The organism is Paenibacillus sp. N3/727, assembly GCF_022637315.1.
GTDB classification, from domain to species: Bacteria; Bacillota; Bacilli; order Paenibacillales; family Paenibacillaceae; genus Paenibacillus_AQ; species Paenibacillus_AQ uliginis.
In genome coordinates this window covers 1,942,627-1,962,765 of record NZ_CP093336.1, presented here as the reverse complement: position 1 = coordinate 1,962,765, position 20,139 = coordinate 1,942,627, and the positions used below count along the sequence as shown (strand labels likewise).

Here is a 20,139-nt window from a genome sequence, read left to right as displayed (position 1 = left end):
TGTATATACGAAAAAACACCCCTTGATAAATCAAGGAGTGTTCCGCTTATGTTGTTACAGAAATTGTTGAACAACTTGGTTGACAAGCTTTCCGTCTGCACGCCCTTTAACTTTCGGCATGAGAGCGCTCATTACTTTACCCATCTCGGCTTTTGAAGAAGCACCGGTTTCCTGGATGGTCTGCTGTACAATGACTTTAATTTCTTCTTCAGAAAGCTGTTCCGGGAGGTAGGCGCTAAGAAAATCAATTTCTGCTTTCGCATCGGCGACAAGATCGTCACGACCTGCTTTTTCAAAATCTTGGAGGGCATCTTTGCGCTGTTTGATCTCACGACTAATAATATCAAGCACTTCGTTGTCATCCAAACTTCTTTTCAAATCTATTTCAAGATTTTTAATCGTCGAACGAACCATTCGAATATTGGAGAGTTTGAACTTGTCCTTACTCTTCATCGCTTGCTTCATATCTTCGTTCAATCGTTCGCTAAGATTCATGCTAGTTCATATCCCCCTAAAACTTTCTCTTACGAGCAGCCTCGGACTTTTTCTTGCGCTTTACGCTTGGCTTTTCATAATGCTTGCGTTTCTTCACTTCAGCCAAGACGCCATCTTTAGCAATGGAACGTTTGAAGCGACGAAGTGCAGCATCAATTGTCTCGTTTTTGCGAACTTTCGTTTCAGACACCAGTTTTCCCTCCCTCCGACCAGACCGTCCAAGAGCAATAACACGGTTCATCATTCTTCATTATAGGGCAAACAGAAATAAGGTGTCAACCTTGACAGCTCATTTTTAAAAGCTTCAACGGCAATATGTATTTCTATATTATGAAATCGCCGCCCAATGATGGTTAAGCATGGGAAGAAGAGATCCCTGTCAGGGCTCCAAGACGTGCTCCTCCGAGCAAATGATAATGTAAATGATGGACGGTTTGTTCGCCGTCGCGTCCACAGTTATTGATTAGGCGATAACCGCTCTCCGCGATTCCCAGTTCAGCAGCAGCCTCTTGTGCCGCCTTGTGAATGTCACCAATCAGCTCTAAATCTGCTGTTTGGACATCGTTCATTGAAGCGATGTGTTTTTTGGGTATGATCAGTACGTGAACCGGAGCGGCCGGCTGAATATCATGAAACACGAGCACCCGATCATTCTCCAACACCTTCTTGGAAGGGATATCTCCATTAATAATTTTGCAAAACAGGCAGTTATCCATAACTGTACCTCCTCTAAGGTTATCATGCTCTCATCATACAAGAAAACCCTTAAATCCGTCCAATGAAAGCAAAAAAAATAGAAGCACCCGGTCAGCTGGAACTCAGCTGTCCAGCAAGCGGGCGTATGATATAAGAGGATTCTCTTATCCATACGTCCGCCGAGGTGCTTCTAAATAAGAATGTCGGCTTAGCTGTATTATAACAGCCCCATGTAGCTGTCTCTGTGAAAAATATCACGGGGTATAAATATGATTACATCGTCTCCAAAACAATCTTCGATCCCCCGCCGGAATGTTCGGCAGGCCGTACAACCAGTTTGCGGGGCAGACGTGCCCTCAGCTCAGGCACATGGCTGATAATTCCTACTGTGAGTTGATCGTTATGCAGTCTTTCCAGAGAAGTAATGACTGTATCAAGCAGCTCCGGGTCCAATGTTCCAAACCCTTCATCCAAGAAAAAGAACTGGAGAGGATACTGCCCTCTGAGTTGAATTTGAGCAGATAACGCCAGCGCCAAGGAGAGAGATGTCAGGAACGTTTCTCCGCCCGACAACGTTGAAACCGGCCTGCGGACTCCCCCGTTCGCGTCATCACGAATAACAAATCCGCCTCCCGAATCTACCTCCAGAGAATAACGCTGTTTGGTAAGAAACCGCAGCCGCTCTGAAGCCGATTGACTGACTTGCATCAGCTGTTCTTCTGCAACATATTCCACGAACGCATTTCCGCGCAGACAGGATTGGAGCTTGGACAGGCGCTCTCCCTCTATGGAATGTAAACTCCGGCGCTCTTCCAGCTCCATAAACCGGATATGGCGTTGCCTGAGGTCCTCCAAATCCCGCTCAGCGCGGGCTTTCGACTGTATTGCCGCTTCATCTGCCTGCCGGCACTGTTCAAGATTTTGGCAACATTCCTGCCAATCTTCTTCACTGAACGTTGCTCCGTTCAGCTTCAGTTCGATATCCTTCAGCCGCAGTGACCATTCACGTTGCCCTTCACGATGAGATTGAACGTGAGCAGCACACTTGTCAGCTTCCTGTGGAGTCATGAACGCCTCAAGAACCCCTTCTTCGGTAGCAAACGGCGAGTCATCCAGCTGGGCAAGCCATCTCTGCTCCGCCGTCTTCGCGTGCTCGTCAGCGGAATCCGCGGCCTGCTTAGCGATAGCCGCCTCTTTAGTAGCCTGTTGCTTCATCTCTTCCGCCTTGCGGCGTTCCTGCCTGGAATGCTCGGCAGCCGATTTCAAATGTTGCAGCCGCTGCTTGCATTCCTGCAGCAGCTCTTGAGCGGAACGGTCTCCTATCCACGACTGAAGCCGCTCCTCTTTCTCCTGCATTAGCTCCTGCTTGCCCTGATGCTGTGCATCCCATTGAATCAGCTGCTTCTCAAGTTCACGGATCTGACTCTCAAGATTCAACACGGCCTGTTTCTTCTCTTCCAGAAATGGTACGCTCCGGTCAAGTCCATCCTTCACGGATTCGGCTTTGGCATCCCGCTCCTGCATTTCTTTAAAGCGGAACTCCACCGCCTGAAGATCAAGACCGGGGCTACTCTCACCCCACTCTTTCATTAAAATACTAATATCTTCTCTCAATCCGCTCAGTTTTCTCCTAAACTGTTCGGACGAAGCGCGCGCGTTCTCAGCAGAAGCTGTCCGCTTGGCCAACTCCTGCTGCAGGGAACCAAGTTTCTGTTGATATATTGAAGTCTTTTCCCTGCATTGATGCAGAGCCTCCGCTTGTGTAGAAGCAAATGCTTTCAGGGTGGATACAAAATGCTGAAGCTTTTCAAGCTCTGCAACTTGCGATAGACCGTCATTATGCTCTAGCGCTAATCCGACAGCCGCTTCGGAGAATGCAATTGTTAAGGCACTAATCTCAGATTTATCTGTCATAGAGTCTGACATTTCCTGGACAGCAGCCGGAACAGGTAATCCCGATGCTTCGTTTAACTGCTGGCGAAGAACCAGCCGCAGCTCTTGAATCTCTTCCTGTACCTGTCGAAGGCGTTCCTGATGCAGCTCACCGGATTCATCTGAGAGGGTATCTGGTTGAACCGGTGCAGGGTGATGCAGACTGCCGCATACAGGACAGGCTTCTCCATCACGAAGCTCGGTAGCCAATGAAAGCGATAAGGCGTGAAGCTGCTGTTCACGGAAGGATTCATTCATAGCTCTAGCCGCTTCTGCCGCCTTCACTGCCCACTGGTCAGCATACTCAGAAGCATCGGTAGCCGAGCGTCTAAGCTGTTCAGATTCCTGAGCAAGCTGCTCCAGCTGATGCTGTATCTCTTTTTCAATGGCTAGGGCTTCTTTCAGATCACGTTCGATGTGCTGCTGTTGTATGTTATGTTCCTTAGACTCAGCCTCCGCTTTGAATAACTGTGCTTCAGCCGTCAGAATCGATTGCCGCTTCTGCATAGCCTCATGCAGCATCTGCCGGTCCTGTGCCCTTGTCTCAAGCTGCTTCAGACCCTCCTGCAGCTCTTCACGGCGTTTTCTTCCTCTTTCAAGCAGCTCCTGTTCCTTATGAAGCTGCTCATTGATACTCTCCAATGACTTTCTGGCCTTAGACCGCTGATCATTTAGAGCGATAAGCTCAAGGTGAAGAGCATCCCTTTCCCGCTGAAGAACAGCCGCCTGTTCCAACTGCTCAGCCCGAAGTAGAAGTTTAGGCTCTTCTGCAGATAAAAGCATCTGAGCAGCGTCGTCTGCCGTACAAGCACGTTCAGCCGCTACTTCTGACTGTTCCGATTGCCTAAACAGCAGTTCCGCTTTAGCGAGCAAATTCTCATGGGTTTTTGCAGATTCTCGCCGCGATTCCAGAGCAGGGATAAGCAGTTTTGCAGACGCACCAAGCTCCAGCTGCTTTTCATAACTCTTAATCTCCTCTTCACGTGCCGATAAGTCATCCAGCTTGCTTTTTAGACGGCGCTGCTCCATATCCAGTTCGCGTACTTTGTTTAAAGCTTCACTTCGATCAGCAGCTGCCTTCAAATTTTTTCTGGATTCCTCCGAATGCACCACCGCATCCGACATCACCTTCTCGGCTTCAGCTACCGCTTCCTTGCCTGCGTTCCCAAGACCTTGCTGCTCCGCTTCTACAGACTTTAATGCTCCATCGTTGTCTTTCACCCTGCGGCTAAGTTTCATGGCAAGCTGGTCACCATAGCGCTCCAGATGAAACAGCCGTTGAAGCATTTGCCGCCGTTCGCTGCCTTTCAATGACAAAAACTCGGCAAATTTTCCTTGAGGAAGCACAACCGCTCTGGTGAAATCATCCATTTTTAGACCGATTTTCTCTTCAATACACCGGGTCACGTCGGCCAGCTTGTCTGCAATTACGGCCTCCCCCTCGTCCGTAATTACTACAAATCGGCTGATCGTATTGCTGATCGACAGTTCATTAACCCGTTTAAATCGGCGCTCCACACGGTACCGCTCCGGACCATCTGCAGAGGCCAGCTCAAAGGTAAAGGAAACAAACAAGCTGTCCTCCGAATGATTCATAATGCCCTGCGTGCCGTTTACCGCACGCTCCACCTTGCCGTACATCGCCAAAGTAATGGCGTCGAGCAATGTCGATTTACCGCTCCCCGTTGGTCCAAATATACCGAATAATCCGGTCTCGCACAGCTGTTCAAAATCGATTTCCTGCGGTTCCCGGTAGCTCTGAAGACCGGCTACTTTGAGTGAAATCGGCTTCATTCGCTCACCCCCGCTATTTCTGTTTCTTCCTCATCCACAAGCTCCATAAAGAGGTCAACCAGGCTGTTCTCCGGCTCTGCACCTCCGGTCTGCCGCTGGTAGAACTTACGGAATAAATCAGGCAGTGGAAGCCTAGAGCGCTCCGTATCCAGTTCCAACGCTTCCATCTCAGGATATATTGGCCGGATGTGTACGATACCGTCCCGACTTTTGCGGAGGCGCTGAATGTCTGCCATTCCCATGGCTTCGGTCAGTGAAACTTCCAGATCTATAAAAGCATCCGGATCACGCTCCTCCTCAAGCCACCGGTACACCTCCTGTAGCCCTCCCTTAGCCTTCCAGCGAACAAGCGGACGTCCACTGCTCAAAAACAGCTCCTCGACGACCGGAGTGCTGCCAGGAGAAACATCTACCATGGTCACCGATTTAGCCTGACCCGCTTCCGAAAAGCTGTAGGCCAAAGGTGATCCGCTGTAACGGATTATCCCCTCACCTTTGACAGCCTGTGGGCGATGAAGATGGCCGAGGGCCGTATAACAGGCACCAACCGCAAGAGCCGAAGGATCGACCGTGTAAGCCCCCCCCACCTGAATGGGACGCTCTGATTCACTCTCGAGCCCGCCGAGTACATAAATATGACTCATGGCCAGATTGACCGTCTTCGGTGAAAAATCGCGGGCCATCATCTGCATCAACTTCCCCACTCGTTCACTGTACGCACGGCGAAGCTCATCCTCGTTGCCGTCTGCGGTTAGCAGCTCATTCAATCTTGCCTCAGATGGATATGGGAGAGCTGCGATTTTGGCGATTTCTCCTGTTCTAGAAGCTGTTACTGTAACAGTTTCCGCCGAAGGAAGCCCAACCAAGGTAATACCGCGTTTTGCCACAAGCGGTGTCACAGACGACACCCTCTCGGGCTGATCATGGTTTCCTGCAATGACGACAAGTGGCCGTCCTCCATCTGTTAGCCGTGCCGCAGCATCATAAAACAACTGTTCCGCCGCTGCAGGCGGATTAACGGAATCATAAACATCACCTGCCATCAATATGAGATCCGCATGCTGATCATCCGCCATCCTCACGAGCTCGTCCAAAAATGCTTCCTGCTCAGCCAAACGGCTCCGGCCTTCAAGCGTCCGGCCCAAATGCCAGTCACCCGTATGCAAAATCCGCATAACTCCTAGTTCCCCTCTCCCACTGTCCCTGAACGCTAAATAAGCTCAAAGAATATATATATTCTTTAAAAGTTTCAAAATCCATTGATAAATCTATAAGAGCACTGCACGGCCCCCATCGAAAAAATAGAGCCATTTTTCATGAATGGGTTCACCTAAAATATCCTGAAGCGCCTTACTGTACAACTCCAGCTGAAAACGGTAGTGCTCCGTTAATGTTTCGATACCTCCACGGTGTTCCACTACGCGGTCTGTTTTATAGTCCAGCAAAATCAGCTTATCATTGAACCGGAACAAGCAATCCACGATCCCTTGAATTAAGACAGTCTCATCATCAAGAAGCTGGGCGTCACGAATTGAGGATTCATCTGTACCTTCTGCAAGTCCTAGAAATGACAGACCTTTATAAGCTTCTGATGCCGATAGACCATAAGAGAACGGCATCTCGCGCCAGACCTGCTGCGCTTCAAGAAGCTTCACACCTACTGAAGAATGAAGGATTCCCAAAATATGTTCCGGACTTACGGCTTCAGCCTGTGCTCTCGTAATAATCTCTTTCTCCGTCAACTCCGCAATGGTCCTCTCAACGACCGAAAGATCCGTACTATTGCTGATAGGCAAATGCTGCATAACCGTATGATAAACCGTTCCACGCTCTGCAGGAGTTAATGTGACGGCTTCCATAAATTTGGGCCGCCGCAGATGCAGCGTGAATGAACTCGCATCTACCTGCGTCTCCTCCTGCTGCCTGCGAATTGCAGCTTCCTCTATCATGTCTAATGATGGACTATCTTGCATTGCAAGCAGCTTTTTCATTTCTGTGACGGACGTTTTCGCAGAAATCCCACTCACCGCCGCAAAGGGATATGACCAGCTTAGACGGCGGTAAATTTCCTGTCTCATTTCCTGCACACTGCCCTTTTCATTCCAACCGATATCGGCAACAGGCTCCAGTTTACGTAGTGCCAACTCCTTCTCGGCCCGTTCAGCTTCAGGGACCTCCTGTTCGTCCTTCACGATCGTGTTCCCGGACAAAGAATCGGATGTCTCCATATGAATGATCCAGCCAGTACTGTCCGAAGACAGAACCGTATGCTCCAAAGATTGCAATCCTGCAGCTTCCCGAAGCACTCCGGCAGATGGATGGCGTATAATGGCCGGTCCGATCCAGTCCAGATAGCTGCGTCCACGAGCCAGCATATAATCAGGAAGGAGCAGATCAAGTGTACTGTCCGCTTGAGCCCAACCGCTCACTTTTTTCGGCAGATCCTTCACGGTTCCGACCAAAATCATCTTCTCCTTCGGTCTGGTTAGCGCCACGTAAAGTACACGCATCTCCTCAGCCAGAAGCTCCAGCTGCGACCTGCGGCGAATCGCCAGATTCGGCAGTGTCGGATAACTGACCCGCAGCTTCTCGTCCACATATTTCGGGCCGAACCCTAGCTCTTTATGCATCAGGAAAGGAACGTTCAGATCCTGCTGATTAAAGTTTTTTGAAATTCCGGCAACAAACACAACTGGAAACTCCAAGCCTTTGCTTTTGTGAATCGTCATCAGACGAACAGCATTCCCCTGGCTCTCCGTCCCGCCTGCTGCCCCAAGATCCCCACCGTTGTCACGCAGTCGTGAGATAAACTTCAGGAAGCGGAACAAGCCTCTGGATGAAGTATCCTGTTCGTACTGGACAGCCCGGTCATACAACGCCGTCAGATTGCCTCTGCGCTGGGTACCACCTGGCAAACCACCGATCCAGTCCAAATAGCCCGTATCACTGTAGATGCGCCATATCAGGTCACTGAGGCTTCCCTGACGGGCTTCCTTACGCCAGCTGTGGAGTCTTTCCATGAACTTCTTCAGCTTCCCAAACAGCTCAGCGGACAGTACAGGGCTCTGGTCTGAAGAGATCCCTGACTTTTCTCGGATTTGTTGAAAATCGGCCAGACCTGCCGCTACCTCAGCAAGCCCCGGCAATTCTATCCCCGTAAACCAACGGCCTGTATCGATCCCTACCCCTTGAGGCAGCCCAGGCTCGAATGTACTAACAGCTTCTGAAAGTGCATCGTAAAACGTTCCTGATGCACAAAGGCGAACCTGTGCCAGTTCCTCTTCCGTTAATCCAACGATCGGCGACCGTAAAACAGAAGCGAGAGGAATATCCTGACGAGGATTGTCTATCACATGAAGTAAAGAAAGCATGATTTCAACTTCAATCGATTGAAAGTACCCCTTGTTCTGTTCGCCGAATGAAGGAATCCCCTCCTGCCGCAGCTCCTCCATAATTAAGGGGGCCCACACCATTGCCGAACGAAGCAGGATAACCATATCACCGTACTGCGCCGGCCTCATCGATTTAAGCTGCTTATCATACACCATCAGCGGCTTCCCATTTTCTCCGGTCATCTCCCGGATCCGACGGGCAATCGCACGAGCCTCCAGTTGTGCAGTTTCCATCTCCAGCCGCTCCGTTTCAGAAGAAATCCCTTCGATATCTGGGCCTTCCTCATCCTTCGGTTCCTCAGACTCCTGGCCAAGGCGGTCAATCAGCAGCAGTTCCGGAGCATACGGATATTCATCTATCTGTCCAGGTCCAGCATTTACATCGTCTTCATTCCGTACGTCTGATTGTGGAAAGGATGCGCCGCACACGAGCTCTGCCCGTTGATCATACGCAATTTCAGCAACGGACTCATTCATGATCTGTCGAAACAGCATATTAACGGCGTCCACAACCTCCATTCGGCTGCGGAAGTTCCGTGCGAGATCGATCCGGATTCCAGATGAGCCCTGGAGATGCTCAGCGTTTTCAGACCCTGATGCAGCTTCTGATCCGTAATTCTTATATTTATCGAGAAATAACCCCGGTTCTGCCAATCGGAAACGGTAAATACTTTGCTTGACGTCCCCGACCATAAACCGGTTTCCGGGAAACTCCCGGGAGATCAGACGAACAATATCCTCCTGCACATTGTTGGTATCCTGATATTCGTCGAGCAGCACTTCATCAAACTGTTCGCGGTATTCCAATGCAGCATCGGATGGCATAAGGTGACCCGGATCCGAGTCCGGATGCCTTAGAATCTGGAGACAGTAATGCTCCAAGTCATTGAAGTCCACTGTACTCTTGGCCGCTTTGGCTGCACGGTATCTGTCAGCGAATGTAATAACCGTCTCCACCAACTCACTCATAAGCGGAGCTGCTGTCTGAAGCTCATACATAAATTCTGAGGCCGGACGCCCAAACAGAGCTGTTTTAAGCTCATTCACCGTTTTTTTCACATTGTCCCGCAGTTCCTTGACCCGTTCCTGCAATTCATGAACCACCTCATCTTTGCGGACGGATTTCAGTTTGCCAAAAGAAACATCCCGAAACCGATCATACAGCTGCTCCCATGGATCGTTGTTGACCGCTTCAAGCAGCGAATCCACCAATGCTCTATCCTCATCCAAATTGGCAGCATACGGAGCCGGTCCTCCCGGCAATAGCGCTACGGAACGCGCCTGTTCAAGCAGACCCGCTGCTCCGGAAAGAGCCAGGCGCGCATCAGCAAGGATGCTCTGTACCCAGCCCGTCTCACCGAGCGCTGCTGTGTCTGCCACCTGGAATTCTGCGGCGGTGTCCCGAAGCCAACGATCAGGCCAGGAATGACTGCGGGAAAAATTGTACAACCGCTGAACCAGCCGGTATAGAGCATCATCGCTTCGCTCCCCACTGAACCAGTCGGCTAACTGTAGGAAAGTTCCTCCCTGCTCGGCATCTCCGTATTTTTCCTCAAACAATTCTTCCAAAATGTCTTGGCGCATCAGTTCTGCTTCATGCTCATTCAATATCCGGAAGCCTGGATCGAGCGGTATTAGCTGATAATAACGCCGTATCACTTCCATACAGAAAGAGTGCAGCGTTGTAATGGAGGCACGTCCCAGCAATGCGAGTTGGCGCCGCAAATGTTCATTGTCCGGATCGTTCTCCAGCTCTCTCTCGAGTGCTTCCCGTATACGCTCGCGCATTTCGGCTGCTGCCGCTTTGGTAAATGTGGCCACGAGCAGACGATCCACGCTGAATCCTGCGCTCTCATCCGTTATTTTGCGGATGATACGCTCGACCAGCACGGCGGTTTTACCGGAACCTGCGGCAGCGGCTACCAGGATGTCGCTCCCGCTCTTCGCGATCGCTTTCCATTGGTCATCGCTCCACATACTGCCCTCCGGCTTTGTCATGATTCCGTTCACCTTCCGTCTCCTCCTTTCATCTGACCAAGCAGATCCCATACCTGGTCCTTACCCGGCTTCCCGAGCAACTGATAATTGCTGCCTTCCATCGCCTCATCAAACTGACAAACAGGACGGTATGAGCAATGGGTACAGGCTGTCTCCTGCTGAATCCGGTACGGCTCTATTGTCACTTCTCCGTCCGTGATCCGCGAGCCGATCGTAACAATATTTTCTCTTACGGCCGATAGTAGCGTATCCCATTGGTCTGGCGTCGCTACTGCCGCACTGCTGTAGAAACTCCCGTCGGCCTTAACGGCCACAGGAAGAATGGCAGAATGGCCTTTTTCAAGGAAAGAATCCATTAAGGACACAGCCTCACGATCAGCCAGCAGCAGTCCTTTCATCTTAAACCGTTTCAATAGTTCTTCCGCTGCTTGCTCAGGGTTCATGCCATTGGGTGACTGAAGCAACGGATCATGAACATGGAAATAGAGCGTGCCTGCAGGCAGTGCGCTCTCTCCAAGCCAATCTTCAGCAAACGTGAGCAGTACATCCAAATAGGTCAGCATCTGCAGTGACAATCCATAGTACACTTCATGCAACCGCAAATCTTTTTGGCTCGATTTATAATCAATTACCCGCAGCATAATCCCATTCTCACCGCGCGCCATATCAACACGGTCGATCCGTCCGACCACTTCCATCAACACCCCGTTCGGCAGCTGGAAGGCAAGCGGCGGGATGGGCTTGTCCGGCCCAAAATCCAGCTCCAAGCCGACCGGTTCAAAACTCCCCCTGCGCGACTGCTCTCCTAATATGACAGAGGCGCGGCCGACGATATTTTTCAGCTTACGGGATATATATCCGTATCTTTTGGAGCTAAGCAATATTTCTCCCTGTAACATAGGAATGAGTCTATCCACCGTCGCCTCAGCTTCGCGTAGGCATTCATCCGCGCTCAGCTCACCCCAGCTCCGCTCTTGATCCTTAAAGCGAGACGCCATATCGCTAAGCGCGGCATGAAACAACTGCCCAATATCCGGAGCTTGTAGCCGGTACAGCTGACGCTCCCGCAGCTTGAGTCCATGGGATGCAAAATGTGAAAACGGACACGCGACAAAACGCTCCATCCGGGATACACTTGTCCGCAGCTTGCTTCCGTATAAACGACGGCTCGTCTCTTCCGCAAGACTCCGTGTCTCATTGCGGTAAGAGAGCGAAGACAGCATGCTGCCCAATTGATCCTTCCATGCCGGATTGCGGGCAAACCAGTTGTACACTTCCCACCATAAAGGCGGCAGGCTTCCACCGTTTCTCCATTCACGGAGTCTGCCAACAAGAAATGCCAGCGATTTTCCGCTTCCGGCCACAAATCGTCCCTGCTCCTCAGGAGACTGCCCACCATGAGGCTCGGCATAAAGCACTTGCTCTTTCAGCTGGAACATGCTTTTAATGTGGCGTACCACCTCTGATGGCAGCAGCGCTTTTCCTTCATGATCTGCTGCCGGATAACTGATCCACAGTTGGCGGCTGGCGCTTGTTAGTGCCGTATATATCAAAAAACGCTCATCCAGCAAACGGCGTGAAATATTAGGGGCCAACTCCATGCCCGAGCTCTCAAGAGTAACTCGTTCCTGCTCCGTCAATATTCCATCATCCTGAAATTGTGCTGGAATAACGCCATCATTAACCCCTAATAAAAATACATACTTCACGCCTCCAGAGCGGGTATGATCCATGCTGCCCACAAGTACTTGGTCAAGGGAAGGCGGAACAAGTGCCATTCTCAGCTCCGTTAAGCCCGTATCCAACATTCCTGTAAACATCTCGGCGCTCAGTTTCTCACTACCCATCATTTCAACAATCTGATCCAGTAGGTCCAGTACAGCCCCCCAAATCTGACGGTGCTCTCTGGCTTCTTCCGGTCTACCGGCATCCAGTGCCGCCCGGCTCATCAGCTCCAGCTTCCCTGGCACATCGGCATCTTCCAGCAGCTTGTAGACCGCTGTAGCTTTGTCTCTTGCTGTCGCACCCTTCTTCATCCTCTTCTCAAAAGCGTGAAGAGGCCCAGTAATGGCGGCGCGGCATTGTTCGATAATATGGAGCCCTTTTGCCTGCTGACTCTGACTTCCCCCGTCTCCATCTTCCAGAGATAGACTCGGTATCCCTTTCCAAGGGCGTCCATCACTCCAACGAGAGCCCTGGATGCCGGATGCGAGTACATGGTTCTCGAGCGCATCCATGTTTTCTCTGGAAAGCGAACCATCCAAAGGAAGAAGCAGATCTGTTTTGACACATCGGAATACATCTTCGTAACGCCAACGCTTGCCAATCACATCTAGAGCAGAGCGTATAAACTCAACCAACGGATGATGAAGCTCACTGCGCTTCTGGTCCATGAAGTATGGCACACCGTATTCACGGAACAGCGGATTGATCATATGCTCATAATCTGCCAGATTACGGGCGAATACCGCCATTTCACGGAATCTTGCTCCTTCTTCCCTCGCCAGCCTCAGCATTTCGCGGATAGCTCCCTCCACCTCCGCACGGCGGTTATCCGCAGCGTATAGCGACAAGCCTTCCGTTTTCCCTGCTTCATCACCGTTCAGAGGACGCCACCGAGCTTTCCGGTCATACCCGCGTTCCAGATGTGCCAGTACGGAACGTTCCTTAAACCTCGGCAGCGTATCCGGGCTAAGCACCGTATGTACCGAATCCATACCCAATTCGTCAGCAATACCTTTCAACTTTATGTACGTCACAGCCGTAGGGTGGAACAAGTCCAACTCATGCGGGAGCGCACCATTCATATAAGGCTTATCTAACGTCAACGCAGTCGTTACCGATGAAGCATGCTGCATCAGCTCCCGGAGAACAACATATTCCTGCGGTGTAAAGCCGTGGAATCCGTCAATCCATATATCCGCGCTGCGGATATATTCCGATGAGGCAATCCCTTCAGCGAGCTTTACCAAAGTATCCTCTTCATCTATATAAAGCGGGGACAGCTCGTGCTCAAAATCCCGGTACAGCGTTAATACATCTTCCAGTTTGCGGCGCAGCATCGGAGGACTTCCTGTAGAGGAAGCCATATGCTCAAGCTGATTCTCAACACCGGAAGCGTCAATGCAGTATCGTTTCATCTCCGTGTACAAATCACTAAGTTTACCTACAAATCCAAGCTGTTCACTGGATGCGCCGAACAGTTTCAGCTCCTCTTTGCGTCGCTGGATAATTTTGTACAGCAGCATCCGCTTGCCTTCTTCACTAATGGCGACCCGGGCAGATCCGCCAGTCTCCTGCATAACCCGATAAGCGAGCCGGCGGAAGCTAAGTACTTGAGCGCGAAAGGTGCCTCTGATGCGGCCTGAAGTGACAATCGTATTATCCGCCTGAAAGGATGCTTGCTCCGGTACGATCAAAATGATGGGCTTTCCGTGAGGATCTTCCTCAAGCCGTCTTGTAATCTCTTCACTTATTGCGGTACTCTTTCCGCTTCCCGGACGTCCGATGACAAAACGAATCGACATGCTATGCCTCCTCAAATCTCTAAGCTATAATCAAAAAACTTCTTATATTTAAGGCTCAAATCCAAAATCAGTGCTTGCATTAAACAATGAAGTCGCTACGTAGAAGGATCGTTCTTACACGGTGTCTATTAGTATAGCATAACTGTCGAATGAAGGAACATACGTTTGGATGCCATTACCATTACAGTCACACACGGACAACCGTCATGTAAGCCGTTGTTATAGCTCTATCTTTTAAGCGGTTCGTTAGCTGTGCTCCAGACAAAAAAAGACTGCCTCATCAACGATAATACATCGCTGTATGGAGCAGTCTCCAGTATTCTACAAATTCGTTTTACTGCGGACTTCAAACACCGCAAACTTCAAATAGTGCCCCTCGTCCACACCTAGAATTTGAGGGTGGTCCTTACCCGCGGCACGCCATTCTACAAGACGCAATATTTTACCGGCATCTTGGGCAGCCTCCTTGATCGTCTCCAGGAACAAATCTGGACGCATATGGTAGGAACAGCTAGCTGTAACGAGGTACCCACCTTCATTTACCAGCTTCATACCATGAAGGTTGATATCCTTATAGCCGCGACATGCTCCCTTTACCGCTCCTTTGCTCTTGGCAAAAGCAGGAGGATCGAGAATGACAACATCCCATGTACGTCCGCCTCCAGCTGTCAATGGTTTTGAAGTATCTACCTTATGTTCTCCTCGGGCACGCTCTTCACGTTCCTCCACTCCCTTAACCTGTGAGCGAAGATATTGAAAAGCATCATCCACGACAAATTCGACGCGATCCTGAAACCCGTTCAGCTCCACATTTTCTCTGGCACTGTCAATGGCATGCTCGGAAATATCGAGACAAGTAACCTTCTTGGCTCCATATTTGCAAGCATGCAAAGTAAAGCTTCCCGTATGGGAAAAACACTCCAGAACGGTTGCCCCATCCCAATAAGGGAACGTAACCTCTTTACCGCTTTTGTTTACTGGAACCCGCAGCATTTGTCCGTCCCGCTCAAGTTCTTGCAGTGTAATTCCGCTCCGATCTCCCCATCCGATCATCAGCGGCTGTATGGAGGCTCTATTCTCACGCTGGTCAAAGAAATAACCTGTCTTCTGTCCTTCTTCAATATCGACTTTAATCTTCAGGCCATTTTCGGTAACTGTAACATGTCGTGGACATTCCCCATACAAGATTCCTTTGCGCTGCTCCAAACCTTCCAGTTCCCTTACGGAAACATCACTGCGTTCATAAATACCAGCAGGGTTCATCACTTCCACAAGCGCTTCGACAATACTGTCACGGCATTGATCCATACCGAGTGTCAACAGCTGAACAACCAACACGTCAGAAAAGCGGTCAACAATCAACCCTGGCAGAAAATCAGCTTCCCCGTACACAAGCCGGTACGCATTTTCATCACCGATAAACCGTTCGCGGTGTCTCAAACAATCCTGAAAGCGGGACACAAAGAAATTTCGGTCCATCTTCTCAAGCGACTGATAAGAGACAACTCTAACCGTGATTTGCGACTTCGGATTGTAGTAGCCTGTAGCCAGAAACCGGCCTTGATGATTCAACACTTGAACTAGCTCACCAGGTTCCGGATTTCCCTCGACCGATGCTATTTCACTTTTAAAAACCCATGGATGACTTTGTTCCAATCTTTTCTTTCGGCTGCGATCCAAAATGACCGATGGCATTCATGCTTCACTCCCTGATTTCATTCCCTTCGGACAATCACTGGCATGCGTGTCCGTAAGGGATCATATACGTAATTAATAAGAAAAACATCTATCGATGTATCTTCATAGTAGAAAGACCGCGCTTAGCGGTAGTTTTTCTTGCGAGATAAGGATGCTGTTTACTCTGAAGTTTATACTTTCTTATCTCTAATAACAAAGACCTCACAAAGGAGAATCTCATGTTTTCTACACTCTGGTTTCCGGTCACTTACGGTCTCGTCGTGTTTTTGCTGGGCATGAAGGTCATGGAGATTTCACTTCAGCGTTTTGCTGGACCTATGCTCCACCAATGGCTGAATAAAGCAACGTCCACGCCGTTAAAAGGAATGATGACCAGTACAGGTCTCACCGCTCTGCTGCAGAGCAGTACGGCTGTCACGGTACTGGCGATTGGTTTCGCTAATGCCGGGCTCCTGAATTATGCAGGGACACTAGGCATTATTCTCGGCACCAATATCGGCACCACCCTGACAACCGAGCTGATCAGTCTGCAGATCGGACAGGCAGCATTACCTCTGCTCATTCTTTCGCTGATGGTCTGGACAGCAGCCGTCATTCTGAGCGAACGGCTACCATCCAGACTTGTCGAGCTTCGGAGCAGGTTTGAGAAGACACAATTTCTTTGTCTCGCTTTAGCCGGATTTGCCCTTGTACTACTGGGTATCCGAGTGATGCAATCCATCGGTCCTTCCCTTCAGCAGTTAGGCATGTTCCAGTGGTTTCTCGATCATGCAGCACGTAGCATTTTCTGGGGAATAGTGGCCGGCGCGGCGCTCACCGCTCTTATGCACAGCAGCGCGGCTGTTATCGCCATGGCCATGAGTTTGGCAGTAGGCGGTGTACTGCCTCCTACTCTCGGGGTTGCCATTGTGCTTGGCTCAAATGTCGGCACATGTGTAACCACCCTTATCGCCGCAATCGGCAGCACCCACGCCGGACGTTTTGTAGCCTGGTCGCATTTAGGGCTAAATATAGGCGGGGCGCTGCTCTTCGCACCCTTTATCGGAACGCTTGCGGCCGTTTCCGGCTGGTTTGCGGCAAATCCTGGCAGTCAAATCGCCCATGCTCAGACCATTTTTAACGTCGTCTGCTCCCTGCTCGCCCTGCCGCTATGTTATCTGCCTTTTTGGCAAAAGGCTTCTAAATACATTTAAACATTGATCTTTAGAAGCTCCAATGCCTTACGCAGGATGTTATCGTTATTACCGTAACCGCTCTGGCACTGTTTTTTCCAAGCTGCTTGAGGTTCGTACCAGTCAACCCCGTTAATCTCCTCAATCTGAGGCTTCAAGGTACCTTCTCCGGCTTCTACTAAATAATAGTGTACTTCCTTGTCGACTACTCCGTACTCGGAATGATTATATTTATAAGCAATAATATCGACGGGGGAAATAATCTTACCAGTAATTCCGGTTTCTTCCCATATTTCGCGCAAAGCCGTTTCCTCTATAGTTTCACCGGCCTCCATCTTGCCCTTCGCAAGAGAAGTTTTTCCATAACGGTCTTGAATCAACTGAATTTGAAGTGCTCCGTCCTTTTGACGGTACACAACACCACCTGCGGAAATTTCTTTTCGATTCATATCTGCATCCTCCTTCATGTGCAACAAGGATTTCACCTCCTTTAACGGAAATGAAATCCTTGTCAGGCATGGCAGCCGTCTTTTGTACAATTTACTGAGCAGCAGCCGTCATTCCGTTTTCGATAACGCTAACCAGCTCGCCTTCGCACTCATTCACTCCAGCTTTGGTTACCTTCACACGGCATACTTGTCCCTCAAGTTCAGGACCGCCATTGAAGACAAGCTGCAGGTAGTTTTCACTATATCCTTGCATTTTCCCACCATTCGGGGATCCTTTATATTCCCGTTCAGGAATAACCTCAAGCACCTGACCTACAAATTGCTCTGCATAGGCAAACTGCAGCTGTTCAGATAAATCGATCAGATCGTGAACACGCGCATTTTTTACTTCTTCATCCACTTGATCCTCCATACGCGCTGCCGGAGTACCCGTCCGTTTGGAGTAAGGGAACACGTGCATTTCAGAAAATCCGATTTCCTTCATCAGCTCATAGCCATTACGGAACATTTCGTCGGTTTCACCTGGGAAACCTACAATAACATCTGTTGTTATGGCCAGATCAGGCATTGCTTGACGAATCAGCTTCATCTTAGTTAGAAACTCTTCCGTCGTGTATTTACGTCTCATACGCTTCAACACCGTATCATCCCCTGCTTGGAGAGGAATGTGCAGGTGACGGCACATCTTAGAAGATTTATTCAGCACTTCGAGCATCTTGTCGTCAATTTGGCTTGCCTCAATGGAACTGATCCGAATACGTTCAAGGCCTTCTACACGATCAAGATCCCACAGGAGATCAGATAGTCGGTAGTTCTCCATATCATCGCCGTATCCACCGGTATGAATACCGGTCAGCACGATCTCTTTGTAACCGGCTCTAACGAGCTGTTCAGCCTGTTGAATGATACTCTTTGGATCACGACTGCGCGACAGACCACGAGACCATGGAATAATACAGAACGTGCAGAAGTTGTTACAGCCGTCCTGGATTTTCAGGAAAGCACGAGTACGTTCCGCGAAATCCGGCACGTCCATTTCCTCAAACGCACGGGTCTTCATAATGTTGCGGACCGCATTGATCGGTTGGCGTTGTTGTTCAATTTCGTGAACAAAACTCATTATTTTATCGCGGTCCTGGTTGCCAATAACAAGATCCACGCCCGGAATATCCAAAATTTCTGCAGGCGAGGTTTGGGCATAACAGCCCGTCACTGCCACAATCGCTTCCGGGTTACGGCGTACGGCGCGGCGGATCATCTGCCGGCTCTTCTTATCACCAGTATTCGTCACATGACAGGTATTGATCAAATAAACATCAGCAGTTTGTTCGAAATCCACCTGTTCGTAGCCTTCATTCTTGAAAAACTGCCAGATGGCTTCGGTATCGTAAAAATTGACTTTGCAACCCAACGTATAAAACGCTACGGATGGCATATTCAAACTCCCCCCATTTCTCCGGATTCGTACAATGCGCAAGCCAGCGCAGTCATTCCTGCGGTCTCACAGCGCAAAATTCTGCGCCCAAGCCCGACAGAAACAGCCCCCGCTTCTTCGGCTTTTCTGCATTCTTCTTCAGTGAACCCGCCTTCGGGACCGACGAGCAGCAGCAGGCTAGCGGTCGATCCCGGTTCCTGTAATGCCTGCGCTGTAAATGGCCTCAGCACGTCCCTAAGCTGGGAACCGTGCTCTTTTTCATAGCAAAAACAAACGGCGTCGTAGTTGGAAAACGTCTCCAGCAGCTTTTTCCAGGTTAGCGGCTGTTCGACCGCAGGAATCATGTTACGGTGAGACTGCTCCGCTGCTTCCTTGGCGATCTTACGCCACCTTTCCAGACGTTTACTTTCTTTTTTCGCGTCATACTGGACAATAGTGCGCTCGGATAAAAATGGAACAAATGTCACCGCACCAATTTCTGTGCATTTCTGGATGACGGTTTCCATCTTGTCCCCCTTAGGCAGACTCTGAGCAATCGTCACCTTTAGGCGAGGCTCGTGATCCATCTCCATCGGCTCAGCTACTACAGCAATGACACTTGTCTGTTCTATACTTTCAATCTCCACCAGAGCTTCACGGGATACACCGTCACTAACGATGAAAGTATCTCCCGGTTTGCCCCGCATGACCTTCGTAATATGTCTGGCATCTTCCCCGGTAATGTCCACGCGGTCTTCCTTGAACTGTTCGGGTGAAACGAAATATCGCTGCATATCTTTATCCTCACCTATCTCAAAATCGCCAAACCTCATCATACAACTTTTCGCTCAACCTGACCAGAGAAAATCATTAGCATTAAGCTTCAAATCAGCCTCCGAACAAGTTCTTAAACATATTCAGGAAAAAAACAGATAAATTATAAGCTGCATCATAGAGCGGTCGAATCGTGTAATTTTGAAAGCCCGGAATCACAATAATTAACAAGAAGATCATGATGGACCACTGCTCAAACTGTTGCAGCTTCGCGCGTACACGGCGCGGCACCAGATCTTCAACGATACGGTAACCGTCCAGCGGCGGCAGCGGAACGAGGTTAAACAGGAACAGGAAGAAGTTCAGTACGATAAAAGTATCGAAAAAGAAATGAATGCCCTGAACTGCCTTAGCGTTGCTTATTCCATCAATGACTCCAAATTGGTACATACCAGCATATATCAAACATCCTACGATGCCTAGCAACAAATTGCTGAGAGGACCGGCAGCTGACACGATAATACCCATTCGCCGCGGATTACTAAAATTCTCCCGATTGACCGGTACCGGTCTGGCCCAACCAAAACCAGCAATGAGGAGCAGGATAATACCCAGCAGGTCGAAGTGAACTGTAGGGTTCAACGTGACCCTTCCAAGCAGCTTCGCTGTCGGATCACCGAACTTGTTCGCGAAATAAGCATGGGAAAATTCATGCAGCGTGAACGCTATAATCAAGGTTAATAAATAAAAAGGTAGCCGCTCCAGCGGATAAAATAGAAGTTGATCCAAAAATTCCAT

At 49.8% G+C, this 20,139-nt stretch carries 13 protein-coding genes; 1 reads left to right on the top strand and 12 read right to left on the bottom strand.

Features of this window, described 5'->3' with window-relative positions:
• Window positions 1–54 precede the first annotated feature (54 nt).
• The 8 genes from MNQ98_RS08540 to MNQ98_RS08505 all read right to left on the bottom strand — a co-directional run bounded on the left by MNQ98_RS08540 (window position 55) and on the right by MNQ98_RS08505 (window position 15,529).
• On the bottom strand, window positions 55–495 hold the full coding sequence (locus MNQ98_RS08540; RefSeq protein WP_241932795.1) for a GatB/YqeY domain-containing protein: 441 nt from the start codon (window positions 493–495) through the stop codon (window positions 55–57).
• 16 nt (window positions 496–511) lie between these two features.
• Window positions 512–685, bottom strand: a complete 174-nt coding sequence (gene rpsU, locus MNQ98_RS08535) for a 30S ribosomal protein S21 (RefSeq protein WP_005547957.1) — start codon at window positions 683–685, stop codon at window positions 512–514.
• Window positions 686–848: 163 nt separating this feature from the next.
• Entirely contained in the window at window positions 849–1,211 is a 363-nt protein-coding gene (locus MNQ98_RS08530; protein ID WP_241932794.1) for a histidine triad nucleotide-binding protein, read from the bottom strand.
• Between the two features lie 253 nt (window positions 1,212–1,464).
• Window positions 1,465–4,917 carry an AAA family ATPase gene (locus MNQ98_RS08525; RefSeq protein WP_241932793.1) on the bottom strand — a complete coding sequence of 1,151 codons (3,453 nt, stop codon included), beginning with the start codon at window positions 4,915–4,917 and terminating at the stop codon, window positions 1,465–1,467.
• A complete protein-coding gene (locus tag MNQ98_RS08520) occupies window positions 4,914–6,092 on the bottom strand; it encodes a metallophosphoesterase family protein (RefSeq protein ID WP_241932792.1) in 1,179 nt (392 codons plus the stop codon). Before MNQ98_RS08520 ends, MNQ98_RS08525 begins: the two co-directional genes overlap by 4 nt.
• Window positions 6,093–6,185: 93 nt before the next feature.
• Window positions 6,186–10,307, bottom strand: coding sequence for a helicase-exonuclease AddAB subunit AddA (gene addA / locus MNQ98_RS08515; protein WP_241933872.1), 4,122 nt, complete (start codon window positions 10,305–10,307; stop codon window positions 6,186–6,188).
• An 8-nt stretch (window positions 10,308–10,315) separates the two neighbouring features.
• Window positions 10,316–13,834 (bottom strand): helicase-exonuclease AddAB subunit AddB, encoded by a 3,519-nt coding sequence (gene addB, locus MNQ98_RS08510; RefSeq protein WP_241932791.1) that lies wholly within the window; start codon window positions 13,832–13,834, stop codon window positions 10,316–10,318.
• A 321-nt stretch (window positions 13,835–14,155) separates the two neighbouring features.
• Window positions 14,156–15,529, bottom strand: coding sequence for a class I SAM-dependent rRNA methyltransferase (locus MNQ98_RS08505; protein WP_241932790.1), 1,374 nt, complete (start codon window positions 15,527–15,529; stop codon window positions 14,156–14,158).
• A 221-nt stretch (window positions 15,530–15,750) separates the two neighbouring features.
• Between MNQ98_RS08505 and MNQ98_RS08500 the strand changes: the two genes are divergently transcribed.
• Complete coding sequence (locus tag MNQ98_RS08500) at window positions 15,751–16,725, top strand: Na/Pi cotransporter family protein (RefSeq protein WP_241932789.1); 975 nt, start codon at window positions 15,751–15,753, stop codon at window positions 16,723–16,725.
• Here MNQ98_RS08500 and MNQ98_RS08495 read toward each other — a convergent pair.
• The 4 genes from MNQ98_RS08495 to MNQ98_RS08480 form a co-directional block, all read right to left on the bottom strand.
• On the bottom strand, window positions 16,722–17,153 hold the full coding sequence (locus tag MNQ98_RS08495) for an NUDIX hydrolase (protein ID WP_241932788.1): 432 nt from the start codon (window positions 17,151–17,153) through the stop codon (window positions 16,722–16,724). The two genes, MNQ98_RS08500 and MNQ98_RS08495, sit on opposite strands and share 4 nt — an antisense overlap.
• A gap of 91 nt (window positions 17,154–17,244) precedes the next feature.
• Window positions 17,245–18,588, bottom strand: coding sequence for a tRNA (N(6)-L-threonylcarbamoyladenosine(37)-C(2))-methylthiotransferase MtaB (gene mtaB, locus MNQ98_RS08490; protein ID WP_241932787.1), 1,344 nt, complete (start codon window positions 18,586–18,588; stop codon window positions 17,245–17,247).
• Window positions 18,589–18,590: 2 nt separating this feature from the next.
• Complete coding sequence (locus MNQ98_RS08485) at window positions 18,591–19,361, bottom strand: 16S rRNA (uracil(1498)-N(3))-methyltransferase (RefSeq protein ID WP_241932786.1); 771 nt, start codon at window positions 19,359–19,361, stop codon at window positions 18,591–18,593.
• A gap of 94 nt (window positions 19,362–19,455) precedes the next feature.
• Window positions 19,456–20,139, bottom strand: a complete 684-nt coding sequence (locus tag MNQ98_RS08480) for a site-2 protease family protein (protein WP_241932785.1) — start codon at window positions 20,137–20,139, stop codon at window positions 19,456–19,458.